This window comes from Actinomycetospora corticicola (assembly GCF_013409505.1).
Classification (GTDB): Bacteria; Actinomycetota; Actinomycetes; order Mycobacteriales; family Pseudonocardiaceae; genus Actinomycetospora; species Actinomycetospora corticicola.
In genome coordinates, this window is record NZ_JACCBN010000001.1 from 5,163,637 (window position 1) to 5,182,904 (window position 19,268).

Sequence of the window (19,268 nt, forward strand, 5' to 3'; positions counted from 1 at the left end):
GGTGAGCGGAACCACGAACGGGCGGCGGCGTGTGCGCTTGGCCGCGCGCACCGTCGTCGTGGCCGTCTCGCTGGCCGTGCTCGCGGTCTCCGCCTTCGCCTGGGTGCAGGTGCAGTATCTGGATCGATCCACGGCCTCGGCCTCGGTGATCCAGCCGTCGGTCCCGCGGGCTCCGACCGCCGAGCAGAACATCCTGCTGCTCGGGGTGGACAGCCGCACCGATCCCCAGGGCAACCCGCTGCCGGCGGACCTGCTCGCGGCGCTGCACGCCGGGGGCAGCGACGACGGCGGGGACACCGCCGACTCGATCACCGTCGTGCACATCCCGGCCGGCGGGGGGCGCGCGACCGCCATCTCGATCCCGCGCGACTCCTACGTGCAGCTCGCCGACGGCTACGGCAAGCACAAGGTCAACTCCGCGTACTCGCGGGCCGTCGCGTTCACCACCGAGTCGCTCACCGAGGGGTCGGCGGGTGGCTCGGCCACGTCCCCGTTCGCGCCCGAGACCTCCGCCGCGGCCTCGCCCGACGATCCGGCGGTCCGGCGCGCCGCGCTCGAGGCGGGCGCGCGCACCACGATCGCGACGGTCCAGGCGCTCACGGGGCTGCCCATCACGCACTACGCCTCGGTCAACCTCGCGGGATTCGCGGACGTCAGCCAGGCCCTCGGCGGTGTGCCGGTGTGCCTGCGGGCGCCGGTCGACGACCCGTACTCCGGCCTGCGTCTGCCGGCGGGTCCGCAGGAGGTGTCGGGGGCCGAGGCGCTCGCCTTCGTCCGGCAGCGCCACGGCCTGCCCGGGGGCGACCTCGACCGCATCACCCGCCAGCAGACCTTCCTGGCGAGCGCCACCCGCGAGCTCCTCTCCGCCGGCACGCTCGCCAACCCCTTCACCCTCGACCGCCTCTCCGCCGTGCTCGGGCGCTCGGTCACGCTGGACGCGGACTGGAACGTGCTGTCCTTCGCCGGGCAGCTGCAGGGGCTGTCGGCGGGCGCGGTCACCTTCCGCACCATCCCCACCGGGGACACCGAGCTGGCCACGCCCTCGGACGGCACCGCGGTGGAGGTGGACCCGGTGCAGGTCCGGCAGTTCGTCGCCGACGCCGTCGCCGTGGACAGCGGGCGCCCGCTCCCGGTCCCGCAGCCCGTCGGCTGGTCCGACGCGGCGCGCGAGCACGCCGCGGTGTCCGGCGACGACGCCACGGAGTCCGAGGCCGTCCCGACGACGGGTGCGGCTCCCGCCCCGGCCCCGGTCACCCCGCCGATCACCGCCGCGGCGCCCGGCTGCATCAACTAGAGGGCTGGCGCGGGCCGCGCCGCGCTGGTGCGATGGGTGTCCGATTCCCGGACCGCTCCTGGAGGCGCCGTGCTCACGCGGATCGATCTGAACGCCGACGCCGGCGAGAGCCTCGGACTCTGGACGCTCGGCCACGACACCGCGCTGATGGAGCACGTGACCTCGGTGAACGTCGCCTGCGGGTACCACGCGAGCGACCCCGTGACGATGCGCGACGCGGTGCGGACGGCGGCCGCCACGGACACCGCGATCGGCGCGCACCCGGGGCTGCCCGATCTCGTCGGGTTCGGACGACGGCGGATGGCGCTGCGCCCCGACGAGGCCGCGGCGATCGTCGTCTACCAGGTCGGCGCACTGCAGGCGACGGCCGCGGTGGAGGGCGCGCAGGTGGTGCACGTGAAGCCGCACGGCGCGCTCTACGGCATGGCCCTGACCGACGACGCGATCACCACCGCGATCACCGAGGCCGTCCTGCGCCTCGACCCCGACCTCCTGCTCTTCTGGCTCGCCGGGCCCACGGCCGACCTCGCCCGCTCCCTCGGGGCGAAGGTGGCCCGGGAGGGGTTCGCCGACCTGGAGTACGACGACGAGGCGCACATCATCGTCGAGCCCCGGCCGCTGGCGAAGGACCCGGCCGCCGTGGCGCAGCAGGCGGTGGACCTGCTCGAGGGGCACGTGACGTCGACGTCGGGGAAGCACCTCGACGTCGAGGTCGACACCATCTGCCTGCACGGCGACCGGCCGAACTCGCCGGACATCTGCGGCGCGATCGTGGCCCGCTTCGACGAGCTCGGCGTCGAGCGCGTGCCGGCGGTGCAGCTCGTCTGATCCCCGGGAGGGCTAGCCGAGGAGCCGCTCGAGCGTGGTGATGTCGTGGGTGCCCGCGACGAGCGCGGGCTCGTCGACGAGGCGGCGGTGCAGGCCGAGGGTGGTCGGCACCCCCTCGACCCGGTACTCGGCCAGCGCCCGACGGGCCCGGGCGAGGGCGGTCGGGCGGTCGGGGCCCCACACGGCGAGCTTCGCGACCATGGAGTCGTAGAACGGCGGGACGACGTCGCCGACGGCGAGGGCGGTGTCCACCCGGACGCCGGGTCCGCCGGGCAGCTCCAGGGCGGTGATCTCGCCGGGAGAGGGCAGGAAGTCCTCGTCGGGGTCCTCGGCGTTGACGCGGAACTCGACCGCCGCCCCGCGCACCACGACGTCGGGCTGGGTCACCGACAGCGGCTCCCCGCCCGCCACGCGCAGCTGCTCGGCGACCAGGTCCACGCCCGTGACCAGCTCGGAGACCGGGTGCTCGACCTGGATGCGGGTGTTCATCTCGATGAAGAAGAACTCGCCCCTGTCGGCGTGCTGCCCTTCCTCCACGAGGAACTCCACCGTCCCCGCGCCGACGTAACCGACCTCGCGGGCGAGGTCCGCCGCCGCGGTGCACATCCGCTCGCGCAACGCCGGGTCGAGGCCGGGCGCGGGTGCCTCCTCCACCAGCTTCTGGCGGCGCCGCTGCAGCGAGCAGTCCCGCTCGCCGACGTGGACGACGTGGCCGTGGGTGTCGGCGAGGACCTGCACCTCGACGTGCTTCGGGTGCTGCAGGGCGCGCTCGACGTAGACCGCGTCCGAGCCGAAGGCCGAGGACGCCTCGCGGCGCGCCTCGTCGACGACCCGGCGCAGCTCGTCGGCGTTTGCGGCGGGCCGGATGCCCCGTCCCCCGCCGCCGGCCGAGGCCTTCACGAGCACGGGGTAGCCGACGTCCCCGGCCGCCGCCACGGCCTCGTCGACCGAGGCGACGACGCCGCTGCCGGGTACGACGGGGACGCCCGCCGCCTCCGCCGTCGTCCGGGCCGTGGCCTTGTCGCCCATCCGCTCGATGACGTCGCCGGAGGGCCCGACCCACACCAGCCCGGCGTCCACGACGGCACGGGCGAAGCCGGCGTTCTCGGAGAGGAAGCCGTAGCCGGGGTGCACGGCGTCCGCGCCCGCCTCGCGGGCGGCCCCGAGCAGGGCGTCGACGTTCAGGTAGCTCTTCGACGCCGAGGACTTCCCGAGGTGCACGGCGGCGTCGGCGTGCCGGACGTGCGCGGCGTGGGCGTCCGCGTCGGAGTAGACCGCCACCGACCGCAGCCCCAGGTCCCGGCACGCGCGGATCACGCGCAGCGCGATCTCCCCGCGGTTCGCGACCAGCACGGTGCCGATCCCGAGGGCCGAGCTCACGTGTCCAGCTCCACCAGCTCCTGCCCGATCGACACCTCGTCCTCGTCCTCCACGTGCCAGGTCGCGACCGTCCCCGCGGCGTCCGCCTTCACCTCGCGGTAGGTCTTCATCACCTCGATCAGCCCGATCACGTCGCCCTCGGCGACCGTCGCGCCGTCGGCGACGTAGGGCTCGGCGTCGGGGGAGGGCTTCCGGTAGAAGACGCCGGGGGTCTTCGCCGTGATCGTGTGTCCCATGGGTGCTCCTCGGGCGCGGGGCGGATCAGGCCAGGGCGGATCGGATGCGGTCGAGCTGGGCGGCCCGGTCGCGGCGGATGGTGAGGGCCTCGTCGAGGTCGACGGCCACGAACCGCGTCCGGTCGCCGGTCTTGGTCTGCGCGAGCCGGTCGCGGTCGACGGAGACGACGGTGCCGAGCGTGGCGTAGCCGCCGCCGGTCACCGCGTCCTGGAGCAGCACGATCGGCTCCACTCCGCCCGGGACCTGCACCGACCCGACCGGGTAGCCGCAGTCGGTGACGTTGGCCGGATCGCTGCCCGCGCCGAAGGGCTGCTCGCGCGGCACGAACTCGAGCTCGGCGCCGCGGTAGCGGTAGCCGACGCGGTTGGCGTCCGGGGTCACCTTCCACGCGGTGTCGGTGAAGCGCTCGAGGCTGTCCGGGGTCAGCCGGTAGGAGTGCAGCCCGACCAGCAGGCGCAGCTCCGCGGTCGCCGGGTGGACCGGCACGTCGTCGTCGGCGAGGCGCCGGCCGGCCCGTGGCGACACCGCGTCGTCGCCGAGGGTCAGCTCGTCGCCCTCGGCGAGGCCGCGCCCGGCGAAGCCGCCCATCCCGACGAGGGTGTAGGTCGAGCGGCTGCCGTAGACCTGCGGCACGTCGATCCCGCCCGCCACCGCGACGTACGGCCGGGCCCCGCCCGCGAGCTGGCCGAACGCGAGTGTCTGACCCGCGCGCACCGCGACCGACTCCCAGAGCGGGATCGCCTCGCCGTCGAGCGTGGCCGGGATGTCCGCCCCGGTCACCGCGATGACCGTGTCCGCGGTGAACTCCAGCGTCGGCCCGAGGTAGACCGCCTCCAGCGCGGCGGCGCCGGGTGCGTTCCCGACCAGCGCGTTCCCCACGTGGTAGGCGAACGAGTCCAGGGCCCCCGACGGCGGGAAGCCGATCGCGTAGTGCCCGAAGCGTCCGGTGTCCTGCACGGTCGTCTCGAGGCCGGGGTCGTGCACGAGGATGCTCACGAGTACAGGCCCTCCAGCATCGCGGCGTTCGTCCCGTCGGGGTCGGCGAGGAAGCGGCTCGGCGAGAACTCCACCGGCGACGTCCGGTAGCGCCACTGCCTCGCCGCGACCTGCTCGCGGACCTCGTCGTAGCCGGCCTCGTCGACGCGGCGGAAGTTGATGACGTCGCCGTGGCGGAAGAACACCACCGAGTCGTTCTCCGCGAAGTCCGGCTGCTCCTGCGCGGCGTCGAAGATCGGTGCCGGGGCGGAGCCGAACAGCTGGTAGCCGCCCGCGCCCTTCACCGGGTAGATCACCGCGAACGCGCCGCCGAAGCCGAACGCCCGCTCGGGGGTCTCGGTGCGCGGCCGGATGTACTTCGGCACCTCGACCTGGCGGTCGCGGGGGACGAGCTGGAAGCACCATGGCAGGCCGGGGACGAACCCCATCATCGTGACGAGGTAGGGCGACCCGGCGAGGGCGTCGATGAACGCCTCGGTGGTGTCGTAGCCGTTGATCCGCGCCCCGTAGTCGAGGTCGGTCCCGTCCGGGTCCTGGTGGCGGTCCCGGAACTTCATCAGGACCTCGTGGGTCCACGGGTCGTTCAGCATGATCGGCACGTCGACGATGCGGGTGTCGATCGTGAACGACGGGTCGGCCGAGGCCCGGTCCCCGACCTCGGACTCGATCCGCTGCAGCTCGCGGACGAGGTCGCGCGGGTGGAGGCGGTCGGGGTCGACGCGCACCATGTACGAGGCGTTCGACGGGCAGATCTCCTCGACGCCCGGGATCGCCTCCTCGGCGAGGCGGCGGGTGATGGCCAGCGCCGTGAAGTGCGCGGGCAGGCTCATCGCGGTGGACACCTCCGCGTAGACGAACTCGTCGCCACCGTGGTCGTAGCGGATGCCCTCGTGCCCACCCGACGTGTCGGCCATCAGGACACCTTGGCCGCGTCGGCGAGGGCGCGCCAGACCTGTTGCGGGGTCGTCGGCATGTCGAGGTGGGTCAGGTGGTCGCCCGGCGGCGGGCGGACCGCACCCACAGCCCGCCGGCGACGGCGAGGACCGCGATGACGACGAGGGTCAGCAGCTGGGAGACGAGGACCGCGACGCTCACCGGGAGCGCGAGCACGAGCGGCACGCGGACGACGGCCTCGGTGAGCAGGCCGACGCCCCACAGTGCGGTGACGCCCCGGACGGTGCGGCGCGCGGCGGGGCTCTCCGCGTAGCGCCGTCGAGCCTCGGCCGCCTGGGCCGGGCTCATGCTCTCCAGCGCGGCGAGGACCAGCGGCCGGCCGACGAGCAGGCTGACGAGGAAGCCCACGCCGACGACGCCGGTGCCGACCGAGTCCTTGAGGAGCATCACCCGGGGGTCGCCGGTGACGAACGAGGCGGCGAGTCCGACGGCGTAGACGGCCAACATGAGGGCCGCGAAGGCGCTGACCCGGCGGGCCCGCACGGCGGTCACGGCGAGGCGTGCCCCCGCGGCGACCGTGGCGGCCAGCAGCGCCGTCGAGTCGCCCACGCCCAGCGCGTGCAGCCCGTAGTAGGTGCCGACCGGCAGCCCGACGTCGAGCAGCAGTCCGTGCAGCTGCCGCATCCCCGACGTCGACGGGGCCGTGTGCTTCGAGTGCTTCGGGGAGATCGCCGTGATGCTCATGGCGACGACCCTGCGCCGATCCGCCGCCCGGCACCTCGGCCTCCGGGTGGAGGTGGGGTGGAGAACGACGGACGGGCCGCCCGTCACCGTCGACGGTGACGAACGGCCCGTCCGTGGGGCCGGGGCGGCTCAGCTCGAGGGCGCCCGCTCCGAACCGAGGGTGACCTGGACCTGTCGCGGGGCGGCGTTGCCGGACTGCACGGTCAGCGTCACCTGCGCGCCCGGGTTCTGGGCGCGGACCGCCGCGACGAGGGCGTCGCCGTCGTCGATGACCCGGTCGTTCAGCTTCGTCACCACGTCGCCCTGCACGATGCCCGCGTTCGCGGCGGCCCCGCCCGGGGTGACGGGCCCGATCTGGGCGCCCTCGGTGGTCGCGCCCTGCTGGCCGGAGGCGACCTGCACGCCCAGCACGGCCTGCGTGGCGAAGCCCTGCTGCGCGAGCTCGTCGCCGATCCGCTTCGCCTGGTCGATCGGGATGGCGAAGCCGAGGCCGATCGAGCCGCTCTGCTGGCCGGAGCCGGACGAGCCGCCGAGGGTGGCGATCGAGGACGTGATGCCGACGACGCGGCCCTGCATGTCGGCGAGCACGCCGCCGGAGTTGCCGGGGTTGATCGCCGCGTCGGTCTGGATCGCGTCGGTGACGGTGGACTGGTTGGAGCCCTCGCCGCCGGCGACCACCGGCCGGTTGAGCGCGGAGACGATCCCGCTGGTCACGGTGCCGGACAGGCCGAGCGGCGACCCGACGGCGACGACGCCCTGGCCGACCTGCAGCGAGGAGGAGCTGCCGATCTCGACGGGCGTCAGGTTGGAGACCCCGACGGCCTTCACCACGGCGAGGTCGGCGCTCGAGTCGGTGCCGACGACCTGGACCTGTGCGGTCGCGCCGTTCTGGAACACCGCCTGCAGCTGGGGCGCCGACTGCTGCTGTTGCTGCTGCTCCTGGCCGCCACCGAGCAGGCCGCCGAGGCCGCCGAGGCCGCCCTGGGACTGCTGCTGCGCCCGGCCCGCCTCGAGGACGTGGGCGTTGGTGAGGATCAGCCCGTCCGGGGAGATGATGATGCCGGAGCCCTCGCCGGAGGCGCCGCGCAGCTGCACGACGCTCGGCAGGACCTTCTGGGCGACGGCCTCGACGGACCCGGCCGCGGCCGGCGCCGCCGACGAGGACGACGAGTCCGAGATCCCGGAGAGCACGGAGCTGCCCCCGCCGGACGAGGCGGCCTCGTAGCCGACCGCGCCGCCGACACCCCCCGCGACCAGCAACGCCGCGAGCGCGGCGGCCGCGAGGACCAGCGGGCTGCGCCGACGGCGACCGCCGCCGTCCCCGCCACCTCCGTCGCCCGACCACGGGCTCGTGGGCGGCGGCGGGCCTGCGGGCGTGCCGGGCTGGCCGGGCTGGCCCGGCTGCCAGTGCTGCCCGGTCGGCTGGTTCCACGCCCCGGTGGGCTGCTGGTCGTTGCGCGGCATCGTGGCGGTGCCGCCCTGGGTGTCGTCGTACCGCACGCCGCCGGGGGTGGTGGACCCGTCCCGCGGGACAGGGCCGGCGGCGTGGGCGGGTTCGCCGGACTGCGGGGGCCGGGCGAACGGGTCCTGGTCGGTCATGGAAGCGAGGTTTCCCCCGTCGGCTGTGCAGTCACTGTGGAAGTGTCTGCAAAGTTCCTGAGAGACGCAGGTCACAGCGTGGCCGAATCGGACAGGACAGGACACAGCTCGCGCACAGCCTCTCCGCAGGGCGCGGACATCGCCGCTGACGACGCTGATCGTCATGCACAGGACGATCACAGGCGAGGCCCACCGGTCGTCCACGTCCGACTCCGACGGTGAGGACATGACCGCCATCGCCCCCCTGGCGCAGCCCCGGCCAGTCGTCGAGAAGGCCCCCGCGTCCCCCGTGCTCGACGTCGTGGTGCCCGTCTACAACGAGGAGCGCGACCTCGGACCCTGCGTGGAACGCCTCCACGCCCACCTCGCGGCGGCGTTCCCCTACCCGTTCCGCATCACCGTGGCGGACAACGCCTCCACCGACCGCACGCTCGTCGTCGCGAAGGACCTCGTGGCGCAGTACGACGAGGTGGAGGTCGTGCACCTCGACCAGAAGGGCCGCGGTCGTGCGCTGCGCACGGTGTGGTCGGCCTCGGACGCGCCGGTGCTGGCGTACATGGACGTCGACCTGTCGACCGATCTGGCCGCCCTGCTCCCGTTGGTCGCGCCGCTGATCTCCGGGCACTCCGACCTCGCGATCGGGTCGCGGCTCTCGCGGACCTCGCGGGTGGTGCGCGGCGCGAAGCGCGAGATCATCTCCCGCTGCTACAACGTGCTGCTGCGCGGCACGCTGTGGACGCGGTTCTCCGACGCGCAGTGCGGGTTCAAGGCGATCCGCCGCGACGTCGCGCAGCGGCTTCTGCCGCTGGTCGAGGACACCGGCTGGTTCTTCGACACCGAGCTGCTGGTGCTCGCCGAGCGGTCCGGGCTGCGGATCCACGAGGTGCCGGTGGACTGGGTCGACGACCCCGACTCCCGGGTCGACGTCGTGGCGACCGCGGTCGCGGACCTCAAGGGCGTCGCCCGCGTCGGGAAGGCGCTGGCGACCGGCGCGCTGCCGGTGGCGCAGCTGCGGCAGGAGTTCGGGCGGGAACCCCTGGGCGAGACCGCCGAAGGAACCGCCGACGAGACCGCCGGGGTGGCGCCGGGAATGACCGCGCAGATCGTCCGCTTCGCCGCCATCGGGATCGTGTCCACGCTCGCGTTCCTGCTGCTGTACTCGCTGTTCCGGACCGCGATGCCGGCGCAGGTGTCGAACCTGTTGGCGCTGGTGATCACCGCGGTCGGCAACACCGCCGCCAACCGTCGCCTGACGTTCGGGATCCGCGGTCGCCGTCATGCCGGGCGAAGCCAGGTCGAGGGCCTCGTGGTCTTCGGGCTCGGGCTGGTCCTGACGTCGGGCTCGCTGGCCCTGCTCGACGTCCTCGCGCCCGGGGCCTCGCACGCCGCGGAGCTGGTCACCCTCGTCGTCGCCAACCTCGTCGCGACCCTGCTGCGCTTCGTCGCCTACCGGGCCTGGGTGTTCCACCCGCGCCGCCAGTCCGCGTAGCACCTCCCGGTGCAAGCAAAGCGTCACTGCTTGCACCCGACGCCAGGAACACCACACCGTCGATCCGGTTCGCCAGGAGCATCCACCCCGTCATGAGCACCGTCGCCGACGCACCCGCGTCCGCCGCACCCGCCGAACCACCTGTCGTCGGGAAGGCCCCGCACGACCCCCGCTGGGTCCGTCCCACCTTCTGGGTCCTGCTCGCCGCCACCGCGGTGACCTACCTGTGGAACCTCGGCGCCTCGGGTTACGCCAACTCGTTCTACGCCGCCGCGGTGCAGGCGGGGACGCAGTCGTGGAAGGCCTGGTTGTTCGGGGCCCTCGACGCCCCCGGCCTGATCACCGTCGACAAGCCCCCGGCCTCGCTGTGGGTCATGGCGCTGTCGGGGCGGATCTTCGGGTTCTCGTCGTGGTCGCTGCTCGTGCCGCAGGCGCTGATGGGCGTCGCGTCGGTCGCGCTGGTGTACCTGACCTGTCGACGCTGGTCGGGGCCCCGGACCGCACTCGCCGCGGCCGCCCTGCTGGCGTTCATGCCGGTCGCCGCGCTGATGTTCCGGTTCGACAACCCGGACGCGATGCTCGTGCTCTGCATGGTCGCCGCGGCCTACGTGACGGTGCGCGCCGTCGACGCCGCGGGCACGAAGGCCGGGACGTGGTGGCTGGTCGCGGCGGGCGCGCTGGTCGGGCTCGGGTTCCTGACCAAGCAGCTGCAGGTCATGCTCGTCGTCCCCGGCCTGGCCCTGGTCCATCTGGTCGTCGCCCCGACCACGCTGCGGCGGCGGATCGGTGACCTGCTCGCGGCCGGGGTCGCGATCGTCGTCTCGGCGGGCTGGTACATCGCGCTCGTCGACCTGTGGCCCGCGTCCGACCGGCCCTACATCGGGGGGTCCACCGACAACTCGCTGCTCGAGCTCGCGCTGGGCTACAACGGCCTCGGCCGCATCCTCGGGTCCGAGCGGGGCGGCCCCGGCGGGGGTGGCATGCCCCGGGGCGGGATGCCCGGCGGCGGCATGTCCAGTGGTGGGATGCCCGGCGGGGGGATGCCGCCCGGTGGCGGTTTCGGTCCCGGGGGCGGCGGGTTCGGTGGATCACCCAGCCCGTGGCGGATGCTGACCGCGGAGTTCTCCGGGAACGCCTCCTGGCTGCTGCCCGCGGGGATCGTGCTGCTGGTGGCCGGGCTGTGGGTCACGCGACGCGCGCCCCGCACCGACCGGACGCGCGGGCTGCTCCTGCTCGGTGGCGCCTGGATGGTCGTCCACACGGTCGTGTTCTCCGCGATGAGCGGGATCATCCACCCCTACTACACGGTCGCCCTCGCCCCCGGCGTCGCGATCACGGCGGCCGCGGGCGCCTCGATCCTGTGGCGGTCCCGCAGCTCGGTCGTCGCCCGTGCGGTGCTCGCCGTCGTGGTGGTCGGGACCGCGGCCTGGAGCGCCGTGATCCTGACGCAGGCCGACTCGCTGTCCTGGCTGCGCTGGGTGGTGGTCGTCGCCGGCGTGCTCGGGGCGATCGGGCTGCTCCTGCCGCGGCTGACCGCCCGCCGGCTCGGCGCGATGGCCGTCGCCGTCCTCGCCCTGATCGGCACGGTCGGCGCCTCGACCGCCTTCGCGGCCGTGACCGCGGCGACCCCGCACCAGGGCTCGATCGTCTCGGCAGGCGCGAACAGCGGGATGGGCTTCCCCGGCGGCGGGATGCGCCGCGCGGGCGACCGCAGCGGTGCGATGCGCGGCGGACCGGAGGGTGAGCAGACCTCGCCGCAGCTGGTCGCGCTCCTCCAGGGCGCGGGCACCCGCTGGGCGGCCGCAACGACGGGCGCGATGAGCCAGGCCTCGATCCAGCTCGCCGCGGGCGTCCCGGTCATGGCTCTCGGCGGCTTCAGCGGCAGCGACCCGGCGCCGACCCTCGCCCAGTTCCAGGAGTACGTGGCCACGGGACAGGTCCGCTACTACATCGAGGGCGGCCCGTTCGGTGGCGGACCCGGGGGCTTCCCGACGGCGGGTGCTGCCGCTCCGGGTGGGTCCGCTCCGGATGCTGCCGCTCCGGATGCTGCCGCGGGCGCGGCGGACCGGGGTGGCCGGGCCGGTCGAGGGGTGAGCGGCGAGATCGCCACCTGGGTCACGACGCACTTCACGAAGACCGACGTCGGCGGGAGGACCGTCTACGACCTGAGCCGTCCGCTCGCCTGACGCGAGCGGTGCGAGCCGACGCGGCGGTGTCCTGCCCCCCGGGACGCCGCCGCGTCGACGTGTCCGCCGCCGGCCCCGAATCCCACAGACGGCGCTCAGGCTGCGTCCAGGAACCCGGCGCAGCATCGTCGTCATGAGGTTCTCGCTGCGTTCCGGCCGCCACGCCGTCCCGCGCCCGCGGACGCCCGAGCCCGTCGTGCGGGAACCCCGTCCCTCGGCCCCCGTCCCGGTCGAGAGGCCCCACGACCCGCGGCTGGTCGACGACGCCCCGGCGACCGTCGAGGTCGTCGCCTCCCGCTCGACCGCGCGCATGCTCGGGGAGGTGGCCCCGGCCTGCTGGCGCGTCGTCGCGACCGACCGGCCGTCCCACCACCCGTGCGTCGACTTCGTCGTCCTCGTCGAGCCGGACCGCGCGGTGGTCGAGGACGTGATCGCCCGCCAGCCCGGGGCCGAGGTCGTGGTCCTGCTCGCCCGGCACGCCCCGACCGAACGGATCGTGGCGATGCTCGACGCCGGCGTGTCGATCTGTCTGCGGGAGAGCCCGGCCCGCCTCGTCGCCGGCCACATGGTCGCCCGGCGGCGCCGCGGGCGGTCGCCGGTCCGGGGCTGAACCCTCGGGCCCGACCGTCGATGGCGGATCCGTGGCACTGGATGCGTCGAACGGGACATCGACGGTGCGGGCCGTCGCTCCGGAGCAGGGCTTCGTCGAGCGTCGATGGCGGATCCGTCGCACTGGATGCGTCGGACGGGACATCGACGGTGCGGCCCGTCGCTCCGGAGCAGGGGTTCGTCGAGCGTCGATGGCGAATCCGTCGCACTGGATGCGTCCAATGGGACATCGACGGTGCGGGGTGACCCGGCCGGGTCGATGTCCCTGGCAGTGGGCGCCCGTGGAGGGCCTCGGTGCCACTGACGTCTGACCGGAGCACCCCGAGGCCGGGAACCGGACGTGTAACGCGAACGGGATCTCACGGCGATGCGTCCCTCGAACGGGTCCTGCGACGGAGCAGGGCGGTGACGTCGAGGAGCTCACGTGAGGTCTGGCAGGGCGACCCGCACCGCCGCGGTGCTGATGGCGGGTCTGGTGGGTGCCGCCGTGCTGGCGCCGGGGATGGCGTTCGCGCAGGACACGCAGGACACCTGCACACCCGCCGGCGGAACGGTGAACGCGAGCGGGGAATGCGTGTTCCCGTCGTCGACCGGTTCCGGTCCGGCCGACAGCGGCAGCAACGCGGACTCGGGTGGCTCCAGCGGCGAGACCATCGTCGTGACGCCGCCGCCGTCCACGCCCTCGACGTCCGGGTCGACCGTGCCCGATGGAACGGACACCGGCACCGGCTCGGCCGACGCGACGACGACCGACGCGACCCCCACCGGTACCACTCCGGCCGAGGTGACCGTCCCGGAGTCCGGCGACGCGGACGCCGCGCAGAAGCAGGCGGCGGCCGCCGTCCCGACCATCTCGCCCGCGCAGGTGACGACCTCCCTGCAGAACCTCACCGGCCTCGACCTGGCGTCGGGCCTGCCGATCGCCGACGCGCTGAAGGACCTGCCGACCGGCAACCTCGACCTCGGCGACCTGACGATCCCCGACTTCCCGTCGTCCGGCTCCTTCTCGAGCCCGCGGGACGCGTGCCTGTTCCTGGCGAGCAAGGTGACCGTCGACGACGGGCAGGCCGGCGCCATCGGCCAGCAGTTCGCCTCGTTCTGCGGCGCCCTGCCCGGCTCGTTCGACCCGTCGACCGGATACGGCTCGCTGCCCGACCTGGTCGCGGCGCTCGACGAGCTGTGCCACGGGCTCGAGAACACGCACCACTACGGCTACCACCTCCACGACGGGTACGGCCGCGACGACATCAATTGCGACGAGGTGACCGGCGACCAGGCCCAGGCCATCTACGAGGCTGACCGCTCGGACCCGAACAACCTCGACGGCGACAACGATGGGATCGCCTGCGAGGACAACCCGCGCGATTACGAGACGGTGACCGCCGACTACGACGGCTATCCCCAGGGCGGCGTCGCGACCGGTGACTCCGCGCCGGGCCTCGCCCCGGGCACCGCGGCCGCGCTCGCGGGGCTGGGCGTCGCGAGCCTGGCCGGGGCCACCCGTCGTCGGGAAGAGGACGAGGACGAGGTGCGCGCGTGACCCGCACCCGCTCGCCGCTGCTCGTGTGGGCGCTCGCGGCCCTCGCCGCCGTGATCGCGTTGACGGTGCTGATGAACGTCGGACCGCGCTCGGCCCGGACCGGCACCTCGACCGTGTCGATGCCCGCCGGGGCGACGTCCGAGTCGCTGCCGCTGGCGGCGTCCGCGCCGACCGGTATCGAGATCCCGGCCATCGGCGTCACCCGCGACAGCATCATGAAGCTCGGCTACAACGAGGACCTGTCGCTGCAGGTCCCGCCGGACGCCGCGACCGTCGGCTGGTTCTCCCGCGGCTCCGCGCCGGGGACGAACGGGCCGGCCGTGTTCGCCTCGCACGTCAACTACCGCGGCGTGGAGGGCGGCTTCGCGCACCTCTCCGCGCTGACCGCGGGCGACGAGGTCCTGGTGCACCGCGCCGACGGGTCGTCGGTGGCCTACGTGGTCGACCGGGTCGAGCAGGCGTCCAAGCGGGCGTTCCCGACCGCCCAGGTCTACGGCCCGACCGGCGACGCGCAGATCCGGCTCATCACCTGTGGTGGTGATTTCGACTCCGCGACCCGGAACTACGCGGACAACGTGATCGTCTTCGGGCACGCCGAGCGGGCCTGGCGGTAGCGCTCTCACGCCATCCTCAGGTCCGGCGGGGACCCTGGTGCCATGACCAGCCTCGAGACGCGCCCCACCGTCCCGCTGCACCCGGTCGTCCGGCGCGACGGCGGGTGGGCCGGCCGTGTGGTCGGTGGGCTGGTGCTCGGGGTGCTCGGCACGGTGGTCACGGCCGCGAGCTGGCTGCTGCTGGTCGACTCGAGCTCCGGGCGGCGGCTCGACCACGCGGTGATGGTCGCGGTGGAGGGCGTCTTCTCCGGGGTCCGCTCCGAGGTGCTCGACCTGCTGCGGCTGGTCAGCGTCGCGTCGGTCGGGCTCGCGCTCGTCGCGATCGCCGTGATCGGCCTGTCCCGACGACGGGTCGGTGCGGTCGGGGCCGGCCTGGTCATGGTCCTGCTCAGCCAGGCGATCACACAGGGCCTCAAGGCCGTGCTGCCCCGGGAGGGCGGCGCGGAGAACTCGCTCCCGAGCGGGCACGTCACGGTGATCAGCGCGCTCGTGATCGCGACACTGCTCGTCCTGCCCGCGGCGCTGCGCTACGTGGCCGGGGCCGTCGGACTCGTGGTCATCGCCGGGGCGTCGGTCGCCGTGATCGCCGCCGGCTGGCACCGGCCGGGGGACGTGCTCGCGGCCTACGGGGTCATCGCCGCGGTCGGGGGAGCGCTGCTCGTGGTGGACGGGCTCCGGCGGGCCCTGTCCGGCCCGCCGGCGCGCTGATGAGGCGCCCACCCCCGGTGACAGGAAAGCGTCGTTGCTGTCACCAGGTGACAGCAACGACGCTTTCCTGTCACGGAGGGGCGGCTCAGACCGGGGCGCTCGCGTCGACCACGCGGATGCCGCCGAGGGAGCGCTCCGAGACGCCCGACCACCCCAGGTCGCGCAGCGCGCCGGCGAGGTCGCCCGGGCCGAAGAGCCGGGCCTGACCCCAGCGCGCGAACATCTCGGTGAACGGCCGCAGCGGCCCCGGGGCGTGGGCCGGCACCGCGAACGCGGCCGCGCCGGCGGGCCGCAGCACCCGGGTGATCTCGGTCAGCGTGGTGACGAGGTCGGGCACCAGGTGCAGGCAGAGCGAGCACGAGACGGCGTCCACCGCCGCGTCGTGGAAGGGCAGGTCCATCGCGTCGGCGCGGACGAAGTCCACCTGGGCGAAGGCGGTGGACCGGGCGGCGCGCGTGAGCATCGGCTCCGACAGGTCCACGCCGATCACGAGGCCGTCCCGGCCGACGGCGCGGGCGAGCCGCCGCGTCAGCGTGCCCGGCCCGCAGGCGAGGTCGAGCACCGTCTCCCCGCCCACGAGGCCGAGCCGGTCGTCGACCCGGTAGAACGCCCGCAGGTTGCCGCCGCCGACCAGGGCGGGGACGTAGGCCTCCACCTGGTCGCCGAGCGCGAGCAGCCCGTCGTACCCGCCCGCCCCGGACGTGCTCTCCCAGGCGTCCTGGATGCGTCCCCGGGACCCCGGCCGGCCCCGCACCAGATCGAGCCAGGGACCGGTGACGTCCGCGGGCTCCTCGGTGAGCAGGGCCAGCAGCCGGTCCCGGGCGCTCACGACGCGTCCGCGCCGTACAGGGCGTGGAACTCCTCGGCGATCAGGTCGACCAGCCGCGACAGGTCCGGCACGAGCCGGGCGCACGACACGAGGCCGATGTCGACCGACCCGTCGTAGCTCTGCACCGTGATGTTGAGTCCCTGGCCGTCGGCGACCGCGCTCACCGGGTAGTAGTGGCGCGCCCGTGCCCCGGACATGTACAGCGGCTCCTGGGGGCCGGGCACGTTCGAGATGATCACGTTGAACGGCACGAGGCCGCGGGCGGCGGTCCGCGTGGTCACCCGGCTGATCAGCGTCGTCAGGGCCGGGACGCCGAGGCCCGCGCCCTCCGGCGCGAGCGCGCCCGGCGTCGCGCGGAAGACCGCCTTCGCCGTCTGCAGGGCCTGGTGGGCGGCCGCGAGGCGCTCGGTCCGGTCGGCGACGTCGGTGGGCAGCGAGGCGACGGTGGCGGAGACCCGGTTGGTCCACATGTCCGGCTCCTCGCCGGTTCGCAGCGACACCGGGATCATCGCCGAGAGCGGGGCGTCGGGCAGCGCGTCGCGCTCGAGCAGGTAGGTGCGCAGTGCGCCGGAGCAGGCCGCGACGACGACGTCGTTGACCGTGGCGTCGTGGTCCTTCCCGGCCGCCTTCACCTCGTCCAGCGACACCGAGCGGCGCGCGAACCGTCGGTAGCGGCTGATCGGGGCGTTGAACGGTGTCGCCGGAGCCGGGGTCGAGGGCAGGCGCGGGGATTCCGCGTCGGCGTCCCGGGCCCGCCCGACGTTGAGCACGGCGCCGATCTGCCCGCGCAGGCTGCGCCGCACCCGGTCGGCGAGATCGATCACGGCCGGGTGCCGGGTGGCAGCGGCGACCTGCTGGCCGGCCTGCGCGGCGAGGAGCAGGGCGCGGCCGGGGCGCTGCACGCCGTGCCACGCGGCGCGCCCGAGCAACCCCGGGTACGACGGCGGGTCCTCCGGGCTCCAGCGGCCCGCGTCGGAGGGCCGCTCGGCGTCCGGGACGTCGTCGAGCATGAGGGTGAGCAGCTCGGCGCCCGAGGCCCCGTCGATCGCGGCGTGGTGGACCATCGTCAGCAGGGCGAACCGGCCGTGCGGGGCCTCCTCGGTCGCCGCGAGGCCCTCGATGACGTGCGAGACCCACAGCGGGTGCTCGCGGTCCATCGGGCCGGCGATGAGCCGGCCGACGAGCTCGTCGAGCTGGGCGTCGTCACCGGGCGGCGGGACGGCGGAGTGCCGGACGTGGAAGTCCAGGTCGAAGTCGGGGTCGGAGATCCAGTACGGGTGGTCCAGACCCAGCGGCACCTCGACCAGGCGCCGGCGCAGGGGCTCGAGCAGGTGCAGCCGGTCGGCGAGCTGACGACGCCAGGCCGTGAAGGGCTCGTAGTCCGGGTCCGGCTTGTCGAACACCACGAGCTGGCTGACGTGCATGAACTGGTGGTCGTCCTCCGCGGCGAGGAACACCGCGTCCAGACCCGACAACTGCTGCACGCGTCTCCTCCCACCGGCCCCGACGCCCTGTGGGCAGGAGTGTGGTCGGTGCGAGGAGCAGCGGCCAGTCGGACGATCACCGATCACGGAGAGCGAAATCCGGTCACGCGGCGTATCACCGGGTCGGCGGCTCAAGAAATCCGGACGTCACCCGTAACGGTGGTGGACCGGGCGCGTTAGGCGCTGCGAGTGGTCACGCCGCCGTGTGTCGGGGGACAGCGGAGGACCCGCGGACGACCCGCTCCCGGAGAGGAACCCCATGGCCCGCCCTCGCCACGCCATGCGTGTGCACCCGCTGCGCTCCAAGGGCGTCGTCGTCGGCGTCCCGGTGGCGGCGGCGGTCGCGTTCGGCGCGCACTCGGTGCTCGGTGTCACCCCTCTCTCCGACCAGCAGGACGCCCCGGCGACGAGCGCCGCCGCGGCCCCGGTCCAGAGCTACGGCCTCGCGGCGACCCCGCCGCCCACCACGCTCGACCTGCTCTCCGCGCCGGGCGACCAGACCTCCGCCGGATCGATCCCGACGACGGGTGCGGGCTCGCAGGCCCCCACGACCACCACGACGAAGATCGTCGGTGACCGGGCGGCCGCCCCGACGCGCACCGAGCCGATCGCCGCCGCGGCACCGGCCGCCGCCCCGTCGATGATGACGTTCTCCGGGGCCGGCCAGGCCGCACCGCAGGCGCCGCAGGCCCGCCCGGCCGCGGCCCCCGCCGTCGCGCAGGCCGCTTCCCAGCAGGACGCGCCGGAGCAGACCGCACCGCCGCAGCAGTCGGACGACTCCGACGGCGGGTCGCAGCAGCAGTCGGGCGGCGGGGCGCTGCTCGGCCTCGACCTCGGCGTCGCGAAGGTCTCGGTGCTCTCCTTCGGGCAGTGATCGACCGCCGGATCGGCGTCCGGAAGGATGCCGGTCCATGAGCAAGGCCCTCGACGAACTCGTCGGCGACGTCCTGGACCTCGAAGCCATCGAGCGCGACATCTTCCGCGGCCGCAGCCCGCAGGAGTCGCTGCTGCGCGTCTTCGGGGGACAGGTCGCCGCGCAGGCCATGGTGGCCGCCGGCCGCACCGTCGACGACGAGCGCCCGGTGCACTCCCTGCACGGCTACTTCCTGCGTCCCGGGGATCCGTTCGCGCCGATCGTCTACGAGGTCGACCGGGCCCGGGACGGCCGGTCCTTCACCACGCGCCGGGTCACCGCGGTGCAGCACGGCGAGACGATCTTCACGATGTCCGCGTCGTTCCAGCGCCCCGAGGAGGGCGTGGAGCACCAGGCGCCGATGCCCGAGACTCCCGGCCCGGACGGGCTCGCCCGCCGCGACATGCCGCCGGTGCCGGCGGACCGCCCTGCCTGGACGACGACGGGCAAGGCCCTGACCTGGCCGCTCGACGTGCGCTACGTCGACCACGCGCCCTGGGACGACACCACCGACCGCCCGCCGCGCAACCGTGTGTGGATCCGGGCCGACGGCGAGCTGCCCGACCCCGCCGTCCCGGGCGGGCGCCTGCTCCACGTCTGCGTGCTCACCTACGCCAGCGACCTCACCCTGCTCGAGGCCGCCGTGTTCCCGCACGTGCAGGGCGGCGCCGCGGCCCGCGACGTCAGCCTCGCGAGCCTCGACCACGCCGTCTGGTTCCACCGGCCGTTCCGCGCCGACGAGTGGCTGCTCTACGTGCAGGAGTCACCCAACGCGGGCGGCGGGCGCGGCCTCGCGTCCGGTCGGCTCTACCGCGCGGACGGGACGCTGGTGGCGAGCGTCGTGCAGGAGGGCCTCATCCGGCGCCGCCGCCCCTGACCTTCGTGACAGCGAAGCGTCGTTGCTGCCACTGGACGACAGCAACG

18 protein-coding genes are annotated in these 19,268 nt (G+C 74.4%); 10 read left to right on the forward strand and 8 right to left on the reverse strand.

The genetic code is table 11. The features are described 5' to 3' along the window. Position 1: 1 nt before the first annotated feature. Together BJ983_RS25095 and BJ983_RS25100 are read left to right on the forward strand one after the other, a co-directional pair. Entirely contained in the window at positions 2-1,294 is a 1,293-nt protein-coding gene (locus tag BJ983_RS25095) for an LCP family protein (protein WP_343054348.1), read from the forward strand. 69 nt (positions 1,295-1,363) lie between these two features. Continuing rightward, entirely contained in the window at positions 1,364-2,122 is a 759-nt protein-coding gene (locus tag BJ983_RS25100) for a 5-oxoprolinase subunit PxpA (protein WP_179796303.1), read from the forward strand. A gap of 12 nt (positions 2,123-2,134) precedes the next feature. Here the strand turns inward: BJ983_RS25100 and BJ983_RS25105 are convergent, their stop codons facing one another. The 6 genes from BJ983_RS25105 to BJ983_RS25130 all read right to left on the reverse strand — a co-directional run bounded on the left by BJ983_RS25105 (position 2,135) and on the right by BJ983_RS25130 (position 7,972). Next, on the reverse strand, positions 2,135-3,502 hold the full coding sequence (locus tag BJ983_RS25105; RefSeq protein WP_179796304.1) for an acetyl-CoA carboxylase biotin carboxylase subunit: 1,368 nt from the start codon (positions 3,500-3,502) through the stop codon (positions 2,135-2,137). After that, a complete protein-coding gene (locus BJ983_RS25110; protein WP_179796305.1) occupies positions 3,499-3,738 on the reverse strand; it encodes an acetyl-CoA carboxylase in 240 nt (79 codons plus the stop codon). The genes BJ983_RS25105 and BJ983_RS25110 overlap by 4 nt, the downstream gene beginning before the upstream one ends. Positions 3,739-3,763: 25 nt before the next feature. After that, the gene (locus BJ983_RS25115) at positions 3,764-4,735 is read right to left on the reverse strand and encodes a 5-oxoprolinase/urea amidolyase family protein (RefSeq protein ID WP_179796306.1); all 972 of its coding nucleotides are present in this window, start codon (positions 4,733-4,735) and stop codon (positions 3,764-3,766) included. Then, a complete protein-coding gene (locus BJ983_RS25120) occupies positions 4,732-5,649 on the reverse strand; it encodes a 5-oxoprolinase subunit B family protein (RefSeq protein WP_179796307.1) in 918 nt (305 codons plus the stop codon). Before BJ983_RS25120 ends, BJ983_RS25115 begins: the two co-directional genes overlap by 4 nt. Before the next feature lie 70 nt (positions 5,650-5,719). After that, positions 5,720-6,373, reverse strand: a complete 654-nt coding sequence (locus BJ983_RS25125; RefSeq protein ID WP_179796308.1) for a VC0807 family protein — start codon at positions 6,371-6,373, stop codon at positions 5,720-5,722. Between the two features lie 129 nt (positions 6,374-6,502). Next, positions 6,503-7,972, reverse strand: coding sequence for a S1C family serine protease (locus BJ983_RS25130; protein ID WP_179796309.1), 1,470 nt, complete (start codon positions 7,970-7,972; stop codon positions 6,503-6,505). A gap of 226 nt (positions 7,973-8,198) precedes the next feature. Between BJ983_RS25130 and BJ983_RS25135 the strand changes: the two genes are divergently transcribed. The 6 genes from BJ983_RS25135 to BJ983_RS25160 all read left to right on the forward strand — a co-directional run bounded on the left by BJ983_RS25135 (position 8,199) and on the right by BJ983_RS25160 (position 15,118). Next, positions 8,199-9,461, forward strand: a complete 1,263-nt coding sequence (locus BJ983_RS25135; protein ID WP_179796310.1) for a bifunctional glycosyltransferase family 2/GtrA family protein — start codon at positions 8,199-8,201, stop codon at positions 9,459-9,461. 92 nt (positions 9,462-9,553) lie between these two features. After that, on the forward strand, positions 9,554-11,647 hold the full coding sequence (locus BJ983_RS25140) for an ArnT family glycosyltransferase (protein ID WP_179796311.1): 2,094 nt from the start codon (positions 9,554-9,556) through the stop codon (positions 11,645-11,647). A gap of 133 nt (positions 11,648-11,780) precedes the next feature. Further along, a complete protein-coding gene (locus BJ983_RS25145) occupies positions 11,781-12,257 on the forward strand; it encodes a hypothetical protein (RefSeq protein WP_179796312.1) in 477 nt (158 codons plus the stop codon). 423 nt (positions 12,258-12,680) lie between these two features. Continuing rightward, positions 12,681-13,796 (forward strand): excalibur calcium-binding domain-containing protein, encoded by a 1,116-nt coding sequence (locus BJ983_RS31205; protein ID WP_343054349.1) that lies wholly within the window; start codon positions 12,681-12,683, stop codon positions 13,794-13,796. Further along, the gene (locus BJ983_RS31210) at positions 13,793-14,410 is read left to right on the forward strand and encodes a class F sortase (RefSeq protein ID WP_179796313.1); all 618 of its coding nucleotides are present in this window, start codon (positions 13,793-13,795) and stop codon (positions 14,408-14,410) included. The genes BJ983_RS31205 and BJ983_RS31210 overlap by 4 nt, the downstream gene beginning before the upstream one ends. A 42-nt stretch (positions 14,411-14,452) precedes the next feature. Continuing rightward, positions 14,453-15,118, forward strand: coding sequence for a phosphatase PAP2 family protein (locus tag BJ983_RS25160; protein ID WP_179796314.1), 666 nt, complete (start codon positions 14,453-14,455; stop codon positions 15,116-15,118). An 85-nt stretch (positions 15,119-15,203) separates the two neighbouring features. Here BJ983_RS25160 and BJ983_RS25165 read toward each other — a convergent pair whose 3' ends face one another. Both BJ983_RS25165 and BJ983_RS25170 read right to left on the reverse strand, forming a co-directional pair. After that, the gene (locus tag BJ983_RS25165; RefSeq protein WP_179796315.1) at positions 15,204-15,947 is read right to left on the reverse strand and encodes a methyltransferase domain-containing protein; all 744 of its coding nucleotides are present in this window, start codon (positions 15,945-15,947) and stop codon (positions 15,204-15,206) included. Continuing rightward, a complete protein-coding gene (locus BJ983_RS25170; RefSeq protein WP_179796316.1) occupies positions 15,944-17,431 on the reverse strand; it encodes a wax ester/triacylglycerol synthase family O-acyltransferase in 1,488 nt (495 codons plus the stop codon). The genes BJ983_RS25165 and BJ983_RS25170 overlap by 4 nt, the downstream gene beginning before the upstream one ends. A 259-nt stretch (positions 17,432-17,690) precedes the next feature. Here BJ983_RS25170 and BJ983_RS25175 point away from each other — a divergent pair, with 259 nt between their 5' ends. Together BJ983_RS25175 and BJ983_RS25180 are read left to right on the forward strand one after the other, a co-directional pair. Beyond that, on the forward strand, positions 17,691-18,305 hold the full coding sequence (locus BJ983_RS25175) for a hypothetical protein (protein ID WP_179796317.1): 615 nt from the start codon (positions 17,691-17,693) through the stop codon (positions 18,303-18,305). Positions 18,306-18,342: 37 nt separating this feature from the next. After that, on the forward strand, positions 18,343-19,221 hold the full coding sequence (locus BJ983_RS25180; protein WP_179796318.1) for an acyl-CoA thioesterase: 879 nt from the start codon (positions 18,343-18,345) through the stop codon (positions 19,219-19,221). The last annotated feature ends 47 nt before the right edge of the window (positions 19,222-19,268 follow it).

Excerpts from the sequence above, each read along its gene's own strand:
- BJ983_RS25110 (WP_179796305.1), bottom strand. The coding sequence starts at position 3,738 with ATGGGACACACGATCACGGCGAAGACCCCCGGCGTCTTCTACCGGAAG.
- BJ983_RS25120 (WP_179796307.1), bottom strand. The coding sequence starts at position 5,649 with ATGGCCGACACGTCGGGTGGGCACGAGGGCATCCGCTACGACCACGGT.
- BJ983_RS25125 (WP_179796308.1), bottom strand. The coding sequence starts at position 6,373 with ATGAGCATCACGGCGATCTCCCCGAAGCACTCGAAGCACACGGCCCCG.
- BJ983_RS25130 (WP_179796309.1), bottom strand. The coding sequence starts at position 7,972 with ATGACCGACCAGGACCCGTTCGCCCGGCCCCCGCAGTCCGGCGAACCC.
- BJ983_RS25135 (WP_179796310.1), top strand. The coding sequence starts at position 8,199 with ATGACCGCCATCGCCCCCCTGGCGCAGCCCCGGCCAGTCGTCGAGAAG.
- BJ983_RS25140 (WP_179796311.1), top strand. The coding sequence starts at position 9,554 with ATGAGCACCGTCGCCGACGCACCCGCGTCCGCCGCACCCGCCGAACCA.
- BJ983_RS25145 (WP_179796312.1), top strand. The coding sequence starts at position 11,781 with ATGAGGTTCTCGCTGCGTTCCGGCCGCCACGCCGTCCCGCGCCCGCGG.
- BJ983_RS25160 (WP_179796314.1), top strand. The coding sequence starts at position 14,453 with ATGACCAGCCTCGAGACGCGCCCCACCGTCCCGCTGCACCCGGTCGTC.
- BJ983_RS25175 (WP_179796317.1), top strand. The coding sequence starts at position 17,691 with ATGGCCCGCCCTCGCCACGCCATGCGTGTGCACCCGCTGCGCTCCAAG.
- BJ983_RS25180 (WP_179796318.1), top strand. The coding sequence starts at position 18,343 with ATGAGCAAGGCCCTCGACGAACTCGTCGGCGACGTCCTGGACCTCGAA.